The 20,978-nt window shown below is 43.4% G+C and carries 19 protein-coding genes; 7 read left to right on the top strand and 12 right to left on the bottom strand.

What is annotated here, in order from left to right; all coding sequences use genetic code 11:
- Positions 1 to 159 precede the first annotated feature (159 nt).
- On the top strand, positions 160 to 894 hold the full coding sequence (locus JMX94_RS03860) for a glucose 1-dehydrogenase (RefSeq protein WP_201563395.1): 735 nt from the start codon (positions 160 to 162) through the stop codon (positions 892 to 894).
- Between the two features lie 104 nt (positions 895 to 998).
- Here JMX94_RS03860 and JMX94_RS03865 read toward each other — a convergent pair whose 3' ends face one another.
- The 6 genes from JMX94_RS03865 to pheA all read right to left on the bottom strand — a co-directional run bounded on the left by JMX94_RS03865 (position 999) and on the right by pheA (position 8,232).
- Positions 999 to 1,574, bottom strand: coding sequence for a 2-amino-4-hydroxy-6-hydroxymethyldihydropteridine diphosphokinase (locus JMX94_RS03865; RefSeq protein WP_227673506.1), 576 nt, complete (start codon positions 1,572 to 1,574; stop codon positions 999 to 1,001).
- Complete coding sequence (gene folB, locus JMX94_RS03870) at positions 1,522 to 1,932, bottom strand: dihydroneopterin aldolase (protein ID WP_201563397.1); 411 nt, start codon at positions 1,930 to 1,932, stop codon at positions 1,522 to 1,524. Before folB ends, JMX94_RS03865 begins: the two co-directional genes overlap by 53 nt.
- An 82-nt stretch (positions 1,933 to 2,014) precedes the next feature.
- Positions 2,015 to 2,977: an EamA family transporter RarD gene (rarD, locus tag JMX94_RS03875; RefSeq protein WP_201563399.1), complete on the bottom strand. Its 963-nt coding sequence runs from the start codon at positions 2,975 to 2,977 to the stop codon at positions 2,015 to 2,017.
- A gap of 344 nt (positions 2,978 to 3,321) precedes the next feature.
- A complete protein-coding gene (locus JMX94_RS03880; protein WP_227673507.1) occupies positions 3,322 to 5,664 on the bottom strand; it encodes a bifunctional prephenate dehydrogenase/3-phosphoshikimate 1-carboxyvinyltransferase in 2,343 nt (780 codons plus the stop codon).
- A 119-nt stretch (positions 5,665 to 5,783) separates the two neighbouring features.
- The gene (hisC, locus tag JMX94_RS03885) at positions 5,784 to 6,926 is read right to left on the bottom strand and encodes a histidinol-phosphate transaminase (RefSeq protein ID WP_201563401.1); all 1,143 of its coding nucleotides are present in this window, start codon (positions 6,924 to 6,926) and stop codon (positions 5,784 to 5,786) included.
- 124 nt (positions 6,927 to 7,050) lie between these two features.
- Positions 7,051 to 8,232 (bottom strand): prephenate dehydratase, encoded by a 1,182-nt coding sequence (gene pheA, locus JMX94_RS03890; RefSeq protein WP_201563403.1) that lies wholly within the window; start codon positions 8,230 to 8,232, stop codon positions 7,051 to 7,053.
- A gap of 572 nt (positions 8,233 to 8,804) precedes the next feature.
- Here pheA and JMX94_RS03895 point away from each other — a divergent pair.
- Both JMX94_RS03895 and JMX94_RS03900 read left to right on the top strand, forming a co-directional pair.
- Positions 8,805 to 9,746, top strand: coding sequence for a transaldolase (locus JMX94_RS03895; protein WP_201563405.1), 942 nt, complete (start codon positions 8,805 to 8,807; stop codon positions 9,744 to 9,746).
- 154 nt (positions 9,747 to 9,900) lie between these two features.
- Entirely contained in the window at positions 9,901 to 10,395 is a 495-nt protein-coding gene (locus tag JMX94_RS03900; RefSeq protein ID WP_201563407.1) for a hypothetical protein, read from the top strand.
- An 86-nt stretch (positions 10,396 to 10,481) separates the two neighbouring features.
- Here the strand turns inward: JMX94_RS03900 and JMX94_RS03905 are convergent, their stop codons facing one another.
- On the bottom strand, positions 10,482 to 11,051 hold the full coding sequence (locus tag JMX94_RS03905; RefSeq protein WP_201563408.1) for an adenine phosphoribosyltransferase: 570 nt from the start codon (positions 11,049 to 11,051) through the stop codon (positions 10,482 to 10,484).
- 343 nt (positions 11,052 to 11,394) lie between these two features.
- Between JMX94_RS03905 and JMX94_RS03910 the strand changes: the two genes are divergently transcribed.
- Positions 11,395 to 11,559, top strand: a complete 165-nt coding sequence (locus JMX94_RS03910) for a rubredoxin (RefSeq protein WP_183618001.1) — start codon at positions 11,395 to 11,397, stop codon at positions 11,557 to 11,559.
- Positions 11,560 to 11,587: 28 nt separating this feature from the next.
- On the top strand, positions 11,588 to 12,634 hold the full coding sequence (locus JMX94_RS03915) for an alpha/beta fold hydrolase (RefSeq protein WP_201563410.1): 1,047 nt from the start codon (positions 11,588 to 11,590) through the stop codon (positions 12,632 to 12,634).
- Between the two features lie 129 nt (positions 12,635 to 12,763).
- Here JMX94_RS03915 and JMX94_RS03920 read toward each other — a convergent pair whose 3' ends face one another.
- Entirely contained in the window at positions 12,764 to 13,798 is a 1,035-nt protein-coding gene (locus JMX94_RS03920; protein ID WP_227673508.1) for a WG repeat-containing protein, read from the bottom strand.
- Positions 13,799 to 14,114: 316 nt separating this feature from the next.
- Here JMX94_RS03920 and JMX94_RS03925 point away from each other — a divergent pair, with 316 nt between their 5' ends.
- Positions 14,115 to 15,047 (top strand): DMT family transporter, encoded by a 933-nt coding sequence (locus tag JMX94_RS03925; RefSeq protein WP_201563412.1) that lies wholly within the window; start codon positions 14,115 to 14,117, stop codon positions 15,045 to 15,047.
- Between the two features lie 35 nt (positions 15,048 to 15,082).
- On the opposite strand, the gene JMX94_RS03930 is transcribed toward JMX94_RS03925, so the two are convergent.
- A complete protein-coding gene (locus tag JMX94_RS03930) occupies positions 15,083 to 15,253 on the bottom strand; it encodes a hypothetical protein (protein ID WP_201563414.1) in 171 nt (56 codons plus the stop codon).
- Between the two features lie 78 nt (positions 15,254 to 15,331).
- The gene (locus JMX94_RS03935; protein ID WP_374220395.1) at positions 15,332 to 16,651 is read right to left on the bottom strand and encodes a solute carrier family 23 protein; all 1,320 of its coding nucleotides are present in this window, start codon (positions 16,649 to 16,651) and stop codon (positions 15,332 to 15,334) included.
- Positions 16,652 to 17,301: 650 nt separating this feature from the next.
- Here JMX94_RS03935 and JMX94_RS03940 point away from each other — a divergent pair.
- Entirely contained in the window at positions 17,302 to 18,735 is a 1,434-nt protein-coding gene (locus tag JMX94_RS03940) for an L-serine ammonia-lyase (protein ID WP_201563418.1), read from the top strand.
- An 88-nt stretch (positions 18,736 to 18,823) separates the two neighbouring features.
- Here JMX94_RS03940 and JMX94_RS03945 read toward each other — a convergent pair whose 3' ends face one another.
- Both JMX94_RS03945 and argJ read right to left on the bottom strand, forming a co-directional pair.
- The gene (locus tag JMX94_RS03945; protein ID WP_183617989.1) at positions 18,824 to 19,222 is read right to left on the bottom strand and encodes a DUF4377 domain-containing protein; all 399 of its coding nucleotides are present in this window, start codon (positions 19,220 to 19,222) and stop codon (positions 18,824 to 18,826) included.
- Positions 19,223 to 19,704: 482 nt separating this feature from the next.
- The gene (gene argJ, locus JMX94_RS03950) at positions 19,705 to 20,928 is read right to left on the bottom strand and encodes a bifunctional glutamate N-acetyltransferase/amino-acid acetyltransferase ArgJ (protein ID WP_201563572.1); all 1,224 of its coding nucleotides are present in this window, start codon (positions 20,926 to 20,928) and stop codon (positions 19,705 to 19,707) included.
- Positions 20,929 to 20,978 lie beyond the last annotated feature (50 nt).

Raw genomic sequence — 20,978 nt, forward strand, 5'->3', positions numbered from 1 at the left:
TTTCTCAAACTCATTATCTAAAGGTATGATTTACAGGCTAAATTTAAAATTATTGTCTAAAAATATTGAATATTCGCTTATGGTTTCATATCCACTAATGAATATTCAGCCATCATGGCTTATACTTTTCATTATCCATAAATAAAAATAGGAAGTATCATGGCTCGTTTACAAGACAAAGTTATCATTATCACAGGCGCGGCTCAAGGGATGGGCGAAACTCATGCGCGTTTATGTATGGAAGAAGGTGCTAAAGTCGTCTTGACCGATATTAATTCTGATAAAGGCGATGCATTGGCAAAAGAGCTTGGTGATAACGCCCTCTTTATCAAGCATGATGTCACCAATGAAGATGATTGGGCACAAGTCGTTAAAGCAACCCAAGAAAAATTTGGTCAAATCGATGTCTTAGTCAATAATGCAGGTATCACGACGCACAAATCTATCTTAGATACCTCGGTAGAAGACTACCGCAAGATTCTAGAGATTAACCAAGTGTCGGTCTTTTTAGGCATGAAAGCGGTTATTCCAACGATGAAAGCAGCCAAACAAGGCTCTATCATCAATATCTCATCGATTAATGGCTTAGTTGGCGGCGCTATCGGTTATACCGATTCTAAATTTGCGGTACGCGGTATGACCAAAGCGGCAGCATTAGAGTGCGCCCCTCACGGCATTCGCGTGAACTCCATTCATCCAGGCGTCATCGCCACACCAATGATTATGCAAGGCGATACCAAAGACGCGGTTGAGGCTTTTGCCAAAACCATTCCGATGAGACGTGTGGCGCAGCCAGAAGAAGTCAGCGGCATGGTGCTATTCTTAGCGTCAGATGATTCAAGCTACTCAACAGGTTCAGAGTTTATCGTTGATGGTGGTTTAACGGCGCAATAATAATTTTTGGGCTGAACCATGTAAATTTGATAAAAGCTGGGCATTTTGCCTAGCTTTTATTTTGAGACACTTGAAGAAAAACATTATCCTTTAATAAACCCTTCTTAATCTTTTGAATAACTATTTAAAACTAACTCTTCAACCCCTGCTCTTTCATGGGCCTTAAATGGATATCGATCTGACATTATTATCCATTTTTTGCTTAGGCTATTTTGCTTATCATCTAATTTTATTAGTAAAATATCGATATCCATGGTGACTATTTTTATAGGATTTTTTATTGACTCAGAGGAACGCTGTCTACCGCAATCACTTTCAAACTGCTTAAAGGTCTGCTGCAACTGTTGCAAGGTCATGGCAGATGTAAGGGTTAGATAAACACACTGATTGGTATAATCAGGTTTTGGCAACTCAGATGTCGCCGTAAAATCAGGGTTTTGAAACTCCGTTGATAGCTGTATCTCGCCTAAATCGGCTAATTTCTCTCGAATGAGCGATAAGTATTTTTCTGCTTGATAGTTACTACCCAAAGCCAATAGCACCGCCGTCACAGAATGCGTTTGCAGCTGTTCAGGCACGCACTTTTTTAAGTCATCAAGATTCAAATTAGCCAGATTTTTATGCATCTTACGCATCATCGCCTTTGCTTGCAATTGGCTTGTCAGCACCGGCTTTGGCATAGCGTGTGATTTGCACCCCAACCGCATCAGCCTGCTGAATAGCAGTCGGCTTGGCAACGCTTAATGTAATTTTATGACAGTTGTATTTTGCCAGTAGCTTATCAGCAATTTGCCCAGCCAAATGCTCCAGCAACTGTGCCTTAATTGCTTGACACCATTCGCTGACATCATCACAGACTGCTTTGTAATTGAGCGCATCATGGACATCGTCTGAAACAGCAGCTTTACTAATATCTGTTTCAAGCGCTATATCAATTAGGAGCGGCTGCGTAATAGCGCGCTCCCAGGCGTAAACACCGATGACTGCTTCTACTGTTAAGCCTTTGACAAATACCACATCAGATTCGGTATGAAACATGCGCTCATCCTTATTTATTAATTTTTTAACTGAGCTTTTTAATTTAAGTCTTTAGCCCAAAATTTTATTTACTTTGTTTTTTTTACTTACTTTGCTGCAACGCTTCTTCGCGCAAGCGCTCGGCTTTTAATGCTTTACTAGGACGATGACGCCACAAGTCTATGCTGAATAATAACAGACCGAGCCAAATCAAACCAAAGACGGCTAAACGGTTTAAGTCAAAAGGCTCTTTATAATAAAATACCGCCAAGAAGAAAATAAAGGTCGGCGTCAGATAATTCATAAAGCTTAAAATACTATAAGCAACCAGTTTAGTCGATCTATTAAATAACAGTAACGGTATCAGCGTAATCGGACCTGCCAGCATCAATAACCAGATGTTTGGCGTAAACCAAAAGCTCAGCTGGCTACTGACCACATCCGCTTGCCAAAACCACCAAATAAAGATAGGTACCAGCATCGTTGTTTCAACAAACATCGCATCGACCGCAGTCAATGGCGTTTGGCGCTGAATCGTGCCATAAGTACTAAAACTAAAAGCAAGAATGAGTGATAACCATGGCAGACTACCGAGCATGACTACCTGAATGACCACAGACAATAGCGCAAACCCAATCGCGACCCATTGCAGGGTACGCAGACGCTCTTTGAATAAAATCATCGATAGCGCCACCCCAACTAATGGCCCGATAAAATATCCTAAGCTCGCCTCAAGGATTTGATCGTGATTGACCGCCCATACATACGTGAGCCAGTTGGTGGCAATAATAATACCTGACAAAAACGTCAATCCTATCCACTTTGGATTTTGCTTTAAAGTATCTATCCACTGCCAGCGCTTGGTCACGACCACGACGATGAGCAAACAGGCAAACGTCCAAACAATACGATGACCGATGATTTCTGTCGCGTTATAAGCGGCTAATTGTTTAAAATATAAAGGAAATGCGCCCCATATACAAAAAGCAATCAGCGCAGTGACGATACCACTTCGTGTGGTTTTAATGGGAACGACTGGTTTTTTGACAACATTTTGAGTAGTCATAAGGCAAGACAACTTAAATTAGAGCAAAGCGCGACCTCACCTAATGTTTATCAATAATGAAAACTTAGCGGTAAGAGCGCAGGGTTACTACATATAGGGTAGAAAGTAAAAAGCAATGCGTTAATACCATTTAAGTATCAACACATTGCTCACGACAACAACGTTAAAAAATGACTTTAAAACGACTTTTACATTAAGGTTTACAAGTAACCTTTTAGATTTTATTGAATCCCGAAAGACAGCACTTTAAGATTCTATAATTTAAAGACCAGTACTTTAAAAACCAAAATTCAAAAACCAATACTTTAAAAGCAAATAATAAGGCTTACTATTTTAATATGGCATTAAGCTGCACCATTATCCACTTTAATAGACATACCAATTTGATTGGCAAGCTCAGCAAATCCTGGGAAACTGGTATTGACGGTTTCAACACCTTCGATGGTAATTTGCTTAGAAGCACGTAAGCTGGCAACCGCAAAGCTCATGGCAATACGATGATCATGATGCGAGATGATATGTCCGCCGCCAAAGACTGGCTGGCTGTTATTCACTTCATTAACATCAGCATTACTGCCCTTACCTTCGATGCCCTTACCTTCAATAATCAGCCCGTCTTCAGTCACCGTACAATCAATGCCTAGGGTTTGTAGACCATCTGCCATGACAGCAATACGATCCGACTCTTTCACGCGCAATTCTTTTGCACCGGTTAACACTGTGCGACCTTGGGCACAGCTAGCAGCAATGAACAATACTGGGAATTCATCAATCGCTAAAGGTACTAAATATTCTGGGATATCAATACCGACTAAGTTTGAACTACGAATAGTAATATCAGCGACTGGTTCGCCGCCGACATGGGTCTCATTACTTAAGCTGATATCAGCATTCATCAGTTTTAAGATATCGATGATACCGGTACGAGTGGGATTGATACCGACTTGCGTTAGCGTCAACTCGCTACCCTGACTGATAGCCGCAGCGACCATAAAGAATGCCGCCGATGAGATATCAGCAGGCACAGCAATATCACCACCTGTGAGCGTGCCACCACCTTCGACGCTGACGCGATTGCCATCAACAGTCACAGGATAACCAAAGGCTGATAGCATACGCTCGGTATGATCGCGGCTAACTTCAGGTTGAATGACAGTCGTAGTACCTTTTGCCCAAAGTCCAGCCAGCAATAAGCAAGACTTGACCTGTGCAGACGCGACCGGCATATCATATTCCATACCTTGGAGAGGCTCACCAACATTCGCACGACCCGTAATACTCAGCGGCGCAGTACCATTATGACCGGTACTTTGAATGACCGCACCCATCTCACGTAACGGCGCGGCCACACGTTCCATCGGGCGCTTGTTTAGACTGGTATCGCCTGTTAATACACTATCAAATGACTGCGCCGCTAAGATACCCGCTAGCAGACGCATACTGGTGCCTGAGTTGCCCATGTATAATGGTGTTTTGCTTGGCTTTAAACCATTCATACCAACGCCATGGATGGTCAACTTGCCTTTATCAGGGCCTTCAATGCTCACACCCATATCACGAAACGCCTGCAAAGTGGCAAGCGCATCTTCACCTTCCAAAAATCCAGTAACATTGGTGACACCTGTCGCAAGGCTACCAAGCATAATACTGCGATGCGAGATCGACTTATCACCAGGAATGGTAATGGTGCCAGAGACGGTGTTGCTAGGGGTAATATTATAAGAAGCTGACATGGCAGAAGTATCCGTATAAGGGGTGCTGGCTAACATATGGCCAAAATGTCGCCGTGCGGCTTGCGCGCGGCCCAAAAGTCCCATCAGGGCGGTTGAATCTTTATCAATAATAAGCTGGCGCATGGTCTGTAGATAAACGCCATACTCATCAAGGGCGCTCACAATGGCGCTTTGATTGGCAAAAAATATATCATGCCACATTTTAGGGTCGCTGGCAGCAATGCGGCTGAAATCTCGAAAACCACCCGCTGCATAACGAAACATATCTAAATTATCATCATGACTCGCCAGCTGCTCAACCAAATTAAACGCCAGCAAATGCGGTAAATGACTGGTATGCGCCAATATCGCATCATGATGATCAGCTGCCATCGGCATGACAGTCGCACCTACCGCTTCCCATAACTGCCGTAGCTTAGCAATGGCGCTATCATTGGTCGTTGGTAGCTCGCAGATAATGACGCTACGATTGACGAATAGAGTGGCGCGCCTGGCATGATACCCTGAATTTTCAGCACCAGCAATCGGATGCGCGGGTACAAAGCCCGTTGGTAATGAGGTAAAGACCGCTTTTGCCGCCTCAATGATATTAACCTTGGTACTACAGACGTCGGTTATCATGCAATCATTAGCAAGCTGTCCGTTATCCATCGCGGTTTTGATATCAACAAACACGGCCTCTACTGCTTGCACTGGCACGGCGATGACAATTAAGTCACTGCCTGATACCACTTCACTTAAGACGGCACTACCCGCATCTAGCAAACCTTGCTGAATGGCTTCGTCGATGCTCGGTGCATGTCTATCAACCGCCACCAAGCGCTCACTTAAACCATTGTCTTTGATGGCTTGGGCAAGACTTGCACCAATAAGCCCGAGACCAATGACACAAACTTGCTTAAATAACGGCGGCTGACTATGGATATTGCTAATATTATTTTTCTGGCGACTCACGGCGTTTCTCTTTCAACAAACCAACATCAGTAAGCGTAAAGCAAGCTGATATTAGCGTCATAAAATTGAATAATTAATTGAATCAGTTGCTTATTAAACGACAGATAGCTGAGTTTTTATCAGTCATCAGTCAAGATTGAACGTAGGGTATCAATCAGGCGCATATTATCTTCTGCAACCCCTACCGTGATACGTAGCCAGTTAGGCAAGCCATAACTCTCTAGTGGACGGACTATCACGCCCTGCTCTAGCAATGCTTGATGAATAGAAGCAGCGGTTATATCCTCCATCTCAACTTCTATTTCAACCATAATAAAGTTGGCATGCGACTTGATAAACCCTAACCCTAATGCGTCAAACTGCTTTTCTAACCAGCGCATTTGCTCTTGGTTATTGAGCCTCGATTTTTCAATAAAGTCTTGGTCAGCAAGCGCGGCGGCGGCAGCGGCGAGTGCCACCCTACTGACATTAAATGGCTGACGAATGCGATTGAGTAAATCTGCGACCGGCACTGAGCTAAGCGCATAACCAACACGTAAACCCGCCAATCCGTAGGCTTTGGAAAAAGTACGTACAATAATCACGTTATCAAATTCATCGAGCAGCGACCTATTGTTACTCTCAGGGCTATATTCGATATAAGCTTCATCTAACACGACCAATACCGAGCTTGGCACACTAGCGACAAACGCACGTAGCTCTTCATGCGCAAGCTGGGTGCCGGTTGGGTTATTAGGATTGGCGATAAACACCATCTTGGTATTAGGATTGTCCGCTACCGCCTGACTCATCGCCTTTAAATCATGACCAAAGCGACTGGCAGGTACTTCTATGCCTGTCGCTCCTTGCATTTTGGCCAGCATCGGATAAATGATAAAGGCGTATTGGCTATAAATGATGGCATCATCACTACCGGCAAAACTACTCGCTAGAATATATAATAAATCGCTAGAACCATTACCCAAGGTAATTTGCTCGACACTGACATCATTGACATCAGCAAGCGCTTGCTTGAGATAATAACCATTGCCATCAGGATAACGTGCCAACTCACCCAATTGCTCGGTAATCGCGAGCGTAACGTGCGGTGAGCAGCCCAGTGGATTCTCATTACTGGCAAGCTTTACCACGTCTGAGACGCCATATTCACGCGTCAACTCCTCAACCGGCTTTCCCGTTTGATAAGGCGCCAGCTCTAAAATACTGTCATAAGCAGGCATTAGCGGTGATAAATTTGACTCTGTCGAATGAGATGACTGCATGATTTATCCTTAAAGGTGATAACGCATTTGTTGCTGGTTAATACCTGTTTAGTAATATCTACTTGTTAATATCTGCTTATTAAGCATTGCTAGCGGTTTGATAAATACTTTAACTAAGCCAGCTTTATAGCACGGCTTTTGGATAAGAACCTAGAATACGCAAATCTTTGACCAATGGTCGGATATCAGCAATCGCTGCACTCACATTTGCGTCTTCAATGTGTCCATCCATATCGATAAAGAACACGTAAGCCCATTTATTCGGACGTTCAGGGCGGGTCTCGATACTGGTCATCGACACGCCATGATAAGACAAAGGCTTTAAGATTTCGATCAGGGCGCCCGCTTTATCATGCGCTGAAACCATAATTGAGGTTTTATCGTGTCCTGATGGCGCTATCGCCTCGTGACCGATAATTAGGAAACGCGTGGTATTGCTTGGATTGTCTTCGATGTTTGAGTAAAGCTTATGTAAATCGTACTCTGCAGCAGCTACATCACCGGCAATCGCCGCTGAATGCCATTCGTTTTTGAGACGACGGGCCGCTTCGCCATTACTTGATACTGCCACGCGCTCGACATTTGGATAATTAACATCAAGCCAATGACGGCACTGCGCCAATGACTGCTGATGCGAGTAGATACGGCTTAAGCCATCTATCTTGGTATGTTCAGCGACCAAGAAATTCTGGTGAATAGGCAACTCAACTTCACCGATTATCTTTAACGTAGAAGATAAGAAACCATCTAAGGTATGGTTAACCACGCCCTCTGATGAGTTTTCAACTGGTACCACACCATACATCGCCGTGCCCGCTTCGACTTCGCGAAAGACGTCAGTAATGGTATTTAGTGGCACAGTATCAGCAGCTTTACCAAAGTGCTTTAATGCTGCAGCATGGGTAAAAGTACCAACAGGGCCTAAGAAAGCAATACGTTGCGGCGCTTCTAAGTCGAGGCAGACCGACATGATTTCACGGAATAAGCGTGCCATTTTTTCATCGGCAATAGGTCCGGTATTACGTTCCATTACCGCTTTTAAGACTTGCGCTTCACGCTCAGGACGATAAAAAATAGGATTGGTCTTTTCAGCATCAGGACTATTGGCAACGTGGTTTTTCTTCACGGTCGCCACTTGCTGAGCCAGTTTGGCACGATTGTTAATCAGCGTCTGAATTTCGCAGTCTACCGCATCAATACTTTGGCGCAATGTGTTTAAAAACGCTTTATCAGTTGCAGCCTCGCTGACGCTTGCAGGGGTTTGGTTTATCTTGTCTACATTTTGCTCTGGTGACTGCTCACTCATTACCGCCCATCCTTTTTCAAATGTTGTTACTAAAGTTTATAACTGTTATCTGTTAGCTATGGCTGTCTGTGCAATACGCTTGTTTTAATAATAAATGCTTACTTACTTTTGATGTTTCGCGCGCGCTAAACAGCGGATCGGCTCTACTATAGCAAAAACTATCGACAGTGCCCATTCGTAAATGCGTGTAAACGGTCAATTTGCTATAAATCTTAGCACAGTTATACCCTATAACGACTAAGCTCTGTGAAACTATCAGGCTACAGACGCTTAAATCTATGATACAGTTTAAAGGCTCTTACTAAAGGCGCATAGTTTTAATTAAATACTCTTATTAAAGGCGCATAGTTTTAACAGCGTATAAGCTTTAATAATGCTTAATTTTTAATAGCGTATAAGCTTAATAAGTTTAAGTTTAAAAAACCGCTAAGACGCTATTGCTAAGCAAAATCCCAAGCAACACCACCATGATAAACCGCTGTATGAATAAAAAAACATCATGGACAACAAACTTAAATAACACCGCTAAATAAGAACATAACAACGTTAATTGACCATACCAAGGATATCTGATGAGCGCATTACAACAGCTTCGCACCATGACCACTATTGTCGCTGATACGGGCGATCTTGCCGCCATTGCGCGCCTAAAACCCATCGATGCCACTACCAATCCCAGTCTCATTACCAAAGCGCTCATTCATCCGGATAATGAAGCCATGCTGTCAGAAACCATGAGTCGCCATCGCGGTGATATCGATGCGGTGATTGATGAGCTGACCATTCAAATTGGCTGTAATATTCTGGCATTGATTGAAGGTCGCGTTTCAACCGAAGTCGATGCACGCTTATCTTATGATACCCAAGCGACCATTGATAAAGCCTTAAGCTTTATGGAAGCCTATCAAAAAGCAGGTATCGACTCAGAGCGCGTCTTGATTAAGATGGCAGCAACGTGGCAAGGGATTGAGGCCGCACGTTATCTTGAAACCCAGGGTATTCACTGTAATCTGACGTTATTATTCGGTCAGCATCAAGCGATTGCCTGTGCCGATGCTGGCGTGACGCTGATCTCCCCTTTTGTTGGGCGTATTTTAGATTGGCAAAAACGCCAGCAAAACCGCCAAAACGTTCCCGCTTCAGACGATATGGGCGTGCAATCGGTCAAGCTTATTTATCAATATTACAAGCAGCATGGCTATAAAACGCAAGTGATGGGAGCCAGTTTCCGCTCGACTGAGCAAATATTGGCATTGGCGGGTTGTGACCTGTTAACCATCGCGCCCAATCTCATCGATGAGCTGGCAGCGATGGATGTTGAAGTAACGCGCCAGCTATCACCAAGCATGTCAATGGATTTGGCCGACATGACCAAAGTCAGCTTAACGCATGACGAATTCAGTGCCGCTTATCAACAAGATACGGTCACACAAGACTTATTACCTAAGGGTATCGATGGCTTCATCGGTGCGCGTGATGAGCTTGCGAAAATGCTAGCAGACATGCGTGATTAACAACCAAACTGACTATATGTCCGAGGTCTCTGCCTGCTAATCACGAGTGCTGAGATTGCCACAGCGTGAACCGCTTGTCATAAAAGAAATTTGCCTGCCCCTATTAAGTTGGCTATGATGAGCGACTTTATATAACAAAAAGCAAGGCTCGATTATGAAACGGCTAGCAGTGATATTAGCAGGTAGTACGCTTGCAATGAGTGGCTATGCGGCAAACTGGTTAGAGGTATCAAAAAGTCAGACTGGCTCTATTTTTAGCTTAGATTTGGATTCTATCGAACGCTCAGACATTCATATTATTGACGAAAAAGCAGTCGAAAATATTACCGTCTCGATTCGTAGAACCTATCCTGCACCAAAAACCGTGGTGACAAAGGATAGTAAAGAAAAAGACAGCAAGGAAGGTAAGGACAAACAGACTAAAGAAACCGACATCCATCATAGCGACCAGCAATTACTCATCTCTTGTAAGGATTCTAGCTACTATCGGCGCGCTTACGTCAACTACGCTGCTGACGATAAAGTGTTAAAATCTTGGCAATCAGAAAAGCCAATATTGACGACTAAAGACTTTAAGGTGACCAAGCCGAAAACAATTAGTCGCATGCTCGTAGAGCAGGCCTGTAAAAGTTACCAGCAAGATAAGTAACGCAGGTCAAGACAAACAAAATACATGCCATTAAAAAGCGCGCTGAACTATTCAGCGCGCTTTTTATTATGCTAAAAAACTCTTCTCTAAGCTTTTAAAACCGTATAAACCGGCACGGGGAATTCGCCGTGCAAATCAACAAGGTCTAACAATACCAATGCGCCGACCACGGTGTGCTTAGCAGACTTGCACAGCTCATAAGCAGTCATCAGCGTACCGCCAGTAGCCAAAATATCATCGACCAATAACACGCGCTCAGGTGGCAAATTATTTTGCATCTCAAGCGTGTCTTTACCATATTCTAAAGCATAAGCTTTATTGGCAACCGGTGGTGGTAATTTGCCAGGTTTACGCAGCAAAATCATACCCTTACCCAAGCGACCTGCTAGCAAACTGGCAAATACAAATCCGCGCGCCTCAACTGCACCCAAGCAATCGACGTCATCAAGCAGACCCGCAGGCAGTACAGCTAGCATCTCATCAATCACAGCATTAATATGACTGCGCAGTAACGGCGTAATATCATAAAAATCAATGCCAACTTTTGGGAAGTCTGGTACTGTGCGAATGATTTGCCAAAATGGATGATCAGTATTGAGTGTCGGCGAGGATTTGGTTGTGGTATTAGCTGATGAAACGTCGGCAGTAGCGCTCATGATAACCCTTTGCGTATAGTACTTGAAGAGGATATGACAGTGATGGTCGATATCTCAATTGGTAAAATTGGTAGCAAGAATTATAGCATAATCGACTTTATGGCGGAGATAAAACTGGCGAAGTTAGCACTACTAAAACCATTAAGTGGGTACTCTACGACTTGATAAAAGCTGGTTAATCTCAATATACAAGTGTAAACTTAACTATGAAAATTACGGTTATATGATAAACTACGTGCGTTTTTACGGTCTAAATATTGACTATAGTAGTGAATATAAGCCTTAAAAAAACACCTAGTAACACTGGTTTTAATAACAGTGACAATAATCGATAGGACTATTTATGAAACGTTATGAATGTATTGTCTGCGGCTGGATATATGACGAAGAGCTCGGCTGTCCTGAAGAAGGCATCGCGCCTGGCACTAAATGGGAAGATATCCCTGATGATTGGATTTGCCCAGAATGCGGCGTTGGCAAGCTTGATTTTGAGATGCTCGAACTTTAAGCCAATGACCGTTTAAATAGGATACTTCATGACACAATCAAACCCCATCAATAGTGCGCCTAAGATTCTAGAAGCGCCTGAGATTTCAGAGGAAAATGGCAATTACCCAACCCCTGAATGGCAGCAATTTGGCAACCATAATTGGCGTGCATCCGACTTAAGCGAGCATCTTCATCAAGCAATGATAGATATTGGTGACGGTATCGAGCTGTGCGTTGAGGCGGGTGGTAATCCAAACAATCCGCCACTACTCATGATTATGGGACTTGGCTCACAAATGATATTTTGGCCAAATAACTTTATGAAGCGCCTTATCGATGCCGGTTTTTTTGTGATTCGTTTTGACAACCGTGATATCGGCTTGTCATCTAAAGTACAGATTGATGGTTTGCCACGTATCAGTCAATTAAAAATGATGATGCGCCTGCAGACAGGTCTGTCGAATAAAGGCGCGCAGGTTGCTTATAACTTAACCGATATGGCGGAAGATACGGCGCGTTTAATCAAAGCCTTGCACCTGAGTAAAACGCACCTACTTGGCGCTTCTATGGGCGGTATGATTGCTCAAATCGTCGCCGCGCGTTATCCAAGTCTAGTACAGCGCATGGCCTTGATGTTTACCACCACCAACCGCGCCTTTTTAAACCCGCCTAAGCCGAAGCAGTTATATACCCTCATCAATCGCCCTGAGAGCCATTCTGAGCGTGATATTGTGCGTCATAGCGTCTGGTTTATGAAGACTGTCGGCACGCCTGGACACGTCAATGTGCGCATGGTGCGTGACATCGCTAAGATACGTTATCAGCGTAATTTTCATCCACTCGGTACCGTACAACAGCTCAATGCTATTTTAGCTTCAGGCTCGATTAGCAAATACAGTAAGCAAGTTAAAGCACCGACGATTGTGCTGCATGGTAGCGCAGATGGGCTGTTACCCGCCTCGCAAGGACGAGTGGTTGCAAAGACCATTCCCAATGCAAAATTCCATTTAATCGAAGGTATGGCGCACGATATTCCAGAATACTATCAGCCTTATATGGTCGACTTGATTAGCAATCATCTGTTAGAAAAGTAATGTTTTAAGCTTACAAATTTGATTAATGAGCCATAAAAAAGAGTGTCAGAGCGATGGATTATCCATCGCTCTGACACTCTTTTTTTACCTGCAAAATTAAGCGCGATATTAAATGATAAGTGCTAAGTATCAATCACAACCAACACTGCTACCCTCTTTATCAATACACATCTTAGCCCCATTTTTTAAATTACCAATCCATGCTTTGCCATTTGTGAATACAAATGCTGCCTGGTCTTTATAACTATCGCCTACGCTCACACCGCTCTTATCAAAACGGAAAGGAATTACCAACTCGCCGCCTAAATTAACAAAACCCCATTCGTTATCGATGCGTACGCCCGCCAGTCCTTCAGAAAATGGACGCACCTCATCAAACGAATACGTAATCATCGTGACATTATTGTCATCAACAAAGCCCCACCTACCATCTTGTTGACGTGGCTGTAGCGTGGTAAAAGGACTAGACGGCGCTGATTGTTGCATCTCCTTGGCGTTTTCGTTAGTTGTCGATGTTTGGCTATCAGCCTTACTGTTCGAATTCGGGTCACGCGTGGGTTTGCCATTTTTATCCAACCAGCTGATGGCTTGGTTTTTACGCACGCGCGTCATGCCGCCACGATAATCATCGATATCACTAATCGCGGCAGAAAATGGCACGATTGTTTTATTAGCGGTATCGATGACCCCATAATGACCGTTTTGTTTGACCACGATGCGACCTTCAGACACGGGACGCGCCCAACCTTGACTCTCCTTGAGCATATCGTACATCGCAGGGATAGTCTCGCGACCTTGCATATTGACGTAACCCACCCGCCCGTTACGCAGTACCGGTAGCAGTCCGCCCGATATTTTATCGGCATCTACTTTTTGATAGCGGGATAAATCAACCACGCTTTTACCTTGTTTATTAATCAAGGCAACTGGTGCGCCAAAATCTTTTATCGCTAAAAAATAGCCGCTACTCGCTGTACAAGAGACATTTTTATAATAACTTTTGGGAATTTTACAGCTGGCTGCTTGGGCATTTGACATCAAAAAAGGCGTAGCGGTTACAACGCTCATCACAAACAGGCTCATCACAAAACTGCCGCGTGACAATTGTAGCGGTAATCTAGAGAGGGAGAGTTTTTGTCGTCTTGATATAGAACGTAGCAGCATAAGCAAACCTAGGCTAAAAGTAATAGAGGCTATTTGAAAATTTAAAGCGTGTCGTTATTCTAAAACATTAAGGGTTTTAAAATGCAGATAGCTAGTAGAGTAACAAATAGCGACGTTTGCGCCAATGTTATTCCTGTAAGAAGATGACTGATTTATTTATGGTGTGTGATAAGTCATTATAAAATAAATCGCCCTAAACCATTCCATTTCGAGTGCAAAACACTGACAATATAGCTTATTTAAATCACCGCTTTAGCAAACAACAATTAAAAAGCATCTTAAAAAAAGCATCATAGTAATGAGATAAGGATATTGCATGGCTACTGCCTCTTCACGCTCTGCCGCTACTGGCTTAGTCATTGGTTGTGTTATTTTTGGTTTGGGTAGCTTGATTGTTGCTCATGTCGATATCGGTGGCTGGGCGATGTCATTTTGGCGGCTGGCTATTTCAGGCGTGGTATTTGCTGTATTGGCTAAAGTAACGGGGCAGCGATTACCGCGCTCAAAGCGTGCTATTTTTTACGGTTTATTATCGGGCGCATTTTTAGGACTCGATTTGGCACTCTGGCATGAGAGTATTTATGCGGTCGGTCCTGGTATCTCAACCTTACTTAATAGCTTGCAGATTTTCTTTTTAGCGGCCATTGGATTTTTATATTTTAATGAGCGCCAATCTATCTTGCAGCTTATCAGTTTATTTTTAGCCATGCTAGGCGTAGCAATGATAGGCAGACCTGAGTTTGCGCGAAATACTGCCGCGACTTGGGGTTTCGTCACGGGCATCGTCTCAGTCGCCATGCTTGCCGCGTCGATGATCTTTATCCGCACAACCCACGATACTGAGCCAACGCCGATATTTATGCTTATGCAACTGATTAGCATCGGCGGCGTAGTGGCAATGATTGTCCCGATGTTCGTGTTCGATATGGGCAATATTTTGCCCAATACGTGGTCTGAGATTGGTTGGGTATTGATTTATGGCACGGTGATGCAATGCTTAGCGTGGGGGCTTATCGCCTACTCTATTCCTAAGCTGTCCTTGGCATTGACAGGGCTGCTGTTATTGACCGAGCCCATTGCCGCTTTGGTGATTGATTATAGCTGGCTCGATAAACCGATTAATACTCTACAATGGAGCGGCGCACTGCTGACCATGTTTGCCATTTATCTAGGCTCACTGAAACCCAAACCACGCGCATTAAGACGCTACCGATTCTTTGCACGGTTTTATAAGCGTAAATACAAGTAAAAGCTAATAATGAGACTATAGTAAATCCAGACTTACTATTTATTTGAAAACAGCTTCTTTGCTAAAGGCCAAACAATTAAGACTGATAGAGCAGCTATAATAGGTGTTGTGAGTGAGCTTGATTTAGGTATTACAAACTCAGATAATAATGTTGCTATTACTACAAATAGACCTGTAAATAAAGCAACCTTTATATTTTCTTTCATATAACACCTACCCTAATTTATTAATAACCTATAACTTAGTTAACGACATTATAGCTTTATTAACAACCAAGTTATAAGTTAACTTTTTTGAAGATTAAATAAAGCATTTAGCACAATAGCCGTTAAAGTAGCCGTTCCGATACCACCCAAATCAAAGCCACCTAGATGCAAGCTAAAATTACCCGTCCCCATGATTACGGTGACCGCGGCAATGATTAAATTGCTGTTTTTGCTAAAGTCGATATGATTGTCTATCCAAATTTTTGCCCCTGCAATCGCAATCAAACCAAATACCACAATAGATGCGCCGCCCAATAAAGCCGCCGGTATCGTTTGAATAATTGCGCCAAACTTTGGTGATAACCCAAGCAAGATAGCCACCAGACCTGCTACCACAAAAATCGTCGTGCTATATACTTTGGTTACGGCCATGACACCGATGTTTTCTGCATAAGTGGTCACACCTGTACCACCAAAACCTGCCGAAAACGTTGTCGCCAAGCCATCAGCAAAAAATGCCCGACCCATATAAGGCGTTACTCGCGCTTTAGTCATACCTTCGACTGCTTTAAAGTGCCCTAAGTTTTCGGCAACTAAAATAAAGGCAACAGGCGCAATTAATATAATCGCACTCATCTCAAAACGCGGTGAATGAATACTTGGCAGACCAAACCATGATGCTGCTGACACACTAGTAAAGTCAATCGGAACGCCATACCCGAGCACATTGGTCATGAAAAAATAGGCGATATACGACAATATCAAGCCAACCAATAGCAGCAAACGGCGCAGCATACCGCGGGTAAATACCGCCACCCCACTGATAAACAATACCGTCAGCGTAGCCATCCATGCATCAAACTGGTTGGCAGATACCCCTTGAATGGTCACTGGTGCTAAATTCAAACCAATAATCATCACAATTGCACCGGTAACAATGGGCGGCATCAAACGCTCAATCCAGCCTGTACCCGTCTTCATGACCAATAGACCTATCAGCGCATAAATGATGCCACATGCCATTATACCGCCCAAGGCGACATTCAAATTGTCATTAAATCCCACGCCTGCATAAGCCGTCACCGCAATAACCGGCCCAATAAAGGCAAAGCTTGAGCCCAAATAACTAGGCATGCGCCCACCGGTAATCATAAAAAACATCACCGTACAAATACCGGACATCAAAATGGCCAAATTGGGGTCAAAGCCCATTAATAATGGCGCCAGCACCGGCGCCCCAAACATCGCAAAAGTATGCTGCACACCTAACAAAACGCTCTTTGCGGGCGGCAAATACTCATTGATACCGACTGGATCACGATCCAAATCACCGCCATACGGACGCCACGTTGGAAACCAACGACCATTATCAAAGTCTGGATTGTGCGGATAACTCATCGCAGCTGCATCAATACCAGCCGCTTCTAATGCATTGTGCGAAGCAGATTCTTGGGTGCTATTTTCGGGGTTTGGAGAATGAGGTTCGGGAGTTGTCATGCGCTGTCCTATTTGAGCTGAGAGAATATTAGTCAGCTAAAAAACTATGAGAAATACAACTATGAGAATACAGATATGAATTCAGTCAAAACGATAACAACTAAGTCATGCCAATCATCAACAACTATAGAGGAATTAAAAAACGATAACAGCAGGAAAGTCATTTACTTTGACCAAATGCAGACCGTCAAATAGGTTCTATTAAAAGTAGTTTAAGGATTTCTGCGACGTTGTTCACTATATAGTGTTAGCAAGATTACAGGATGTTACACAGGTAATGGCTGCGAGCATGATAACGGAGTTCTATGATAAATAAAAGTTATTATTCAGCAGGTCTCTGTACGCCTATACTGGGAGACATTTATAGATAATATCCCATGTTTTTTAAATACTCACATTTATTAAAGTGTGCATTTAAATAAATGCCTGCCCTTGTCATTGTGCTGTATTTATCAAGGCTTTTGGGGCCGTTATCTATTATCTTTTTTCACACCAGTACTTAAGCCTATTTATCACATACGCTGATGCACTGACAATTTATTGGTATTTATATGATTAGTGTTTTCGACTTATTTAAAATTGGTATTGAACCGTCGAGCTCTCATACGGTCGGGCCCATGGTGGCGGCCAATTTATTTTTGACGTCATTGCTTAAGCAAAGCCCATTAACGACGATTAAAAATATTGAAATCGAGCTTTATGGCTCTTTAGCCGCTACCGGTAAAGGACATGCAACCGATACGGCGATATATTTGGGTTTACTTGGACATACGCCGAGTACCATTGATACCCGCTTGACTGGCGAATATCTAGCGCCTATTTTTGCTAATAAACAGCTTAATTTATCAGGCAAACATATTATCGACTTCGATAGCGAGCGCGATATGTATTGGTACGATGATACGGTATTGCCTTATCATCCTAATGCCTTGACCATCCGCGCGTTATTGGCCGATGGTAGCAAGTACCAGCAAACCTATTATTCGGTTGGTGGCGGTTTCGTTATCAACGAAGATGACGCAAACAATCCCGATGAGGATCATGCCAGCCCAACGATTGATATCGTTCCCTACCCGTTTAATACTGCCGCAGAGTTGCTTGAACAATGCCGTGAGCATGGGTTAAGTATCAGTGAGCTGGTACTCGCTAACGAGTGTCACTATCGCAATCAAGCAGATATCTTTAGCTATTTAGATACGATTTGGGAGGTGATGCAGGACTGTGTGACTCAAGGTTGTAAAAACAGTGGTATTTTACCGGGCGGACTTGATGTTAAACGCCGCGCTCACGATTTACATAATCAACTATGCGCTGAAAAAGACTTGCCTATCGCCAAAACCGATAAGCTCGCAGCGATGGATTGGGTTGATTTGTATGCACTTGCCGTCAATGAAGAAAATGCCAATGGCGGTAAAGTTGTCACAGCACCGACCAATGGTGCGGCGGGTATTATTCCTGCGGTCTTGCACTATTATCGTGATTTTTTACCCAATTATAACCAAGATGGCGTCCGTAAGTTTTTATTAAATGCCACCGCCATTGGCAGCTTAATTAAACAAAACGCTTCTATCTCTGGGGCTGAAGTGGGCTGTCAAGGCGAAGTCGGTTCAGCCTGTGCCATGGCAGGTTCGGCATTGGCAGAGATTATGGGCGGCTCGCCAGCCCAGTGTTTGAATGCCGCCGAAATTGGTATCGAGCATAATTTAGGTCTGACTTGCGACCCGATTGGCGGCTTGGTACAAGTCCCTTGTATCGAGCGTAATGCGATGGGCGCGGTAAAAGCCATTAATGCCGCTCGTCTTGCCTGCCGCGGCAATGGTCAGCACTTTGTCTCTTTAGATAAAGCCATTGAAACCATGAAGCAGACAGGCGCGGATATGTCTGATAAATATAAAGAAACCGCACGCGGCGGTCTTGCCATTTATGCTGACAATCGCATCCCCACGGCTACCCGCGGCGTTAGTGTTAATTACAGTCAATGTTAATCTACACAATATTTTTAATCGTTTAAAGCAAAACCAAAAAAAGCCTCTAACGATTAGAGGCTTTTTCTATAATAATCTACAACTAAAATTATTCAGCTGTTTTTGAAACAACTTCGTTTAGAATCCAAACTGGCTTAACCACCTGAGTTGCTTCATTCATAACCGCTTCTTGGCGCACATCTAAAATATAGCGATAATTTGGCTCATAAGTGAAGCCTTGAATATTACCGTTTAAAGGGGTGTAGTTTTTCTGATAAGTCTGACGATACTGCAAGCACTCTGACTCAATTTTATTGCCATTAGCATCTGGCAGCTCACAAACTGCTTTTAGTGGTGCTATTTCTATTTTAAAGCTTGGAATGTTAACCACTTTGACATTCATCGCTTCGCCTTCAACCACCATAGTACGCTCATCATTCATACCCATGGTAGAACAACCTGATAAAACAAAAGTCGTCATCAATGCAGCAATTGCTAATTTTTTCATTATTAAATCCTCAGTTTATTAGTATTAATCATTACCTTTTGAACTCATTTTAATCAATTGTCATTATTCAAAAGGTAGTAGGCATTTATGAAGATACTGTGAATAAAAGGTTCGGTTTTGAATCTACTATAACTATAAAGTCAAAACTATAAAATCGAGATAAACTCAATTTAGGTCAAATGACCCAACCTCCATCAGTACCGTCTATTGTTTACTGCAGCTAGTATAGGTCGTCGAACCCCTTAGCCTCTATAACTGCTTTGTAACGTAACGTCAGCTTTTGCAACTGATGTTAATCAACGGTTTTTATTCATGGTTTTTTATTAACGGTCTTTTATTACCGGTCTTTTATTAACAGTGATTTATCAATAGGAGATATCGCAGTATTGAATAATTTGGTATTGAATTATTTAGTATTGAACATAAAAAAACGCTCAAAACCATTTCAGCTTTGAGCGTTTGTATAAAAATATAAATGATTTTTAGCTACGATAATCGGCGTTTATTTTGACGTAATCGTAAGATAAATCGCAGGTATAAACGGTATCGTGAGCATCACCACGTGCCAAATCAATATGAATGGTAATCTCAGGACGACTCATAACCTCTTTGCCAGCCGCTTCCGTATAAGTCGGAGCCACACCACCATTTTCACAAATCATCACTTCATCTAGATAAACATCGACTTGCTCGGTATTAAGGTCGTCGATACCGGCATAACCAACCGCTGCTAAGATACGACCCCAGTTGGCATCACTGGCAAAAAACGCCGTTTTGACCAGTGGTGAATGGGCGACCGCATACGCCACATCGCAACATTCTTGCGTGGTATTGCCACCCGTGACTTTTACCGTCATAAACTTGGTGGCACCTTCCCCATCTCGTACAATCAATTGTGCCAACCGTACAAACACTGCCGTTAAGGCTTCAAATATCGGCTGATAATGCGGATGCTCTGGGCTATCAATGACTTCCGAGCTCGCTGCCCCTGTTGCAATCAAAACGCAGCAATCGTTGGTTGAGGTATCACCATCGACAGTAATGCGGTTAAAGGATTGCTCATTAATTTTGCTCAGCATTTCTTGCAATAAGTCAGCGGCGATATTGGCATCAGTGGCCACATAGCCAAGCATAGTCGCCATATTGGGGCGTATCATTCCCGAGCCTTTTGACATACCCGTAATATGATAGCTGATAGCATCGACGTCAACCTTTTCACTGGCAAGCTTTGGAATCGTATCCGTCGTACGAATACCATTGGCCGCGGCCAGCCAATTATCAGCAGCCAGATTGGCTAAGGCATTGTCTAAGCCAGCGATGACAGCATCACTATTTAGTGGCTCGCCTATCACGCCTGTCGAAAATGGTAAAACAGTACTAACATCCACGCCAGCTTTAGCAGCTAGAGCGCTACAGATATCAACCGCGCGGCGTTTACCATCAGCGCCCGTACCAGCATTGGCGTTGCCGGTATTTGTGATTAAATAACGCGGGCTGGCTTTAGCAAAGTGTTCACGTAAAACACGTACCGGTGCGGCACAAAAGGTATTTTTTGTGGTCACAACCGCAGTGGTGGCGCTATCAGCAATCTCTATCACCACCAAATCATCGCGGTCTTTGTAGCGTACGCCTGCAGCGGTGGCGCTTAGTTTAATCCCATCAATAGGATAAATCGTATTGGGTATTGCAACGTTGCCGACAGCCATCATTCAATCCTTATTCATCAATGCTGATGCATTATTTATTGGTTATAAGT

It is taken from the genome of Psychrobacter sp. CMS30 (genome assembly GCF_904846565.1).
GTDB classification, from domain to species: Bacteria; Pseudomonadota; Gammaproteobacteria; order Pseudomonadales; family Moraxellaceae; genus Psychrobacter; species Psychrobacter maritimus.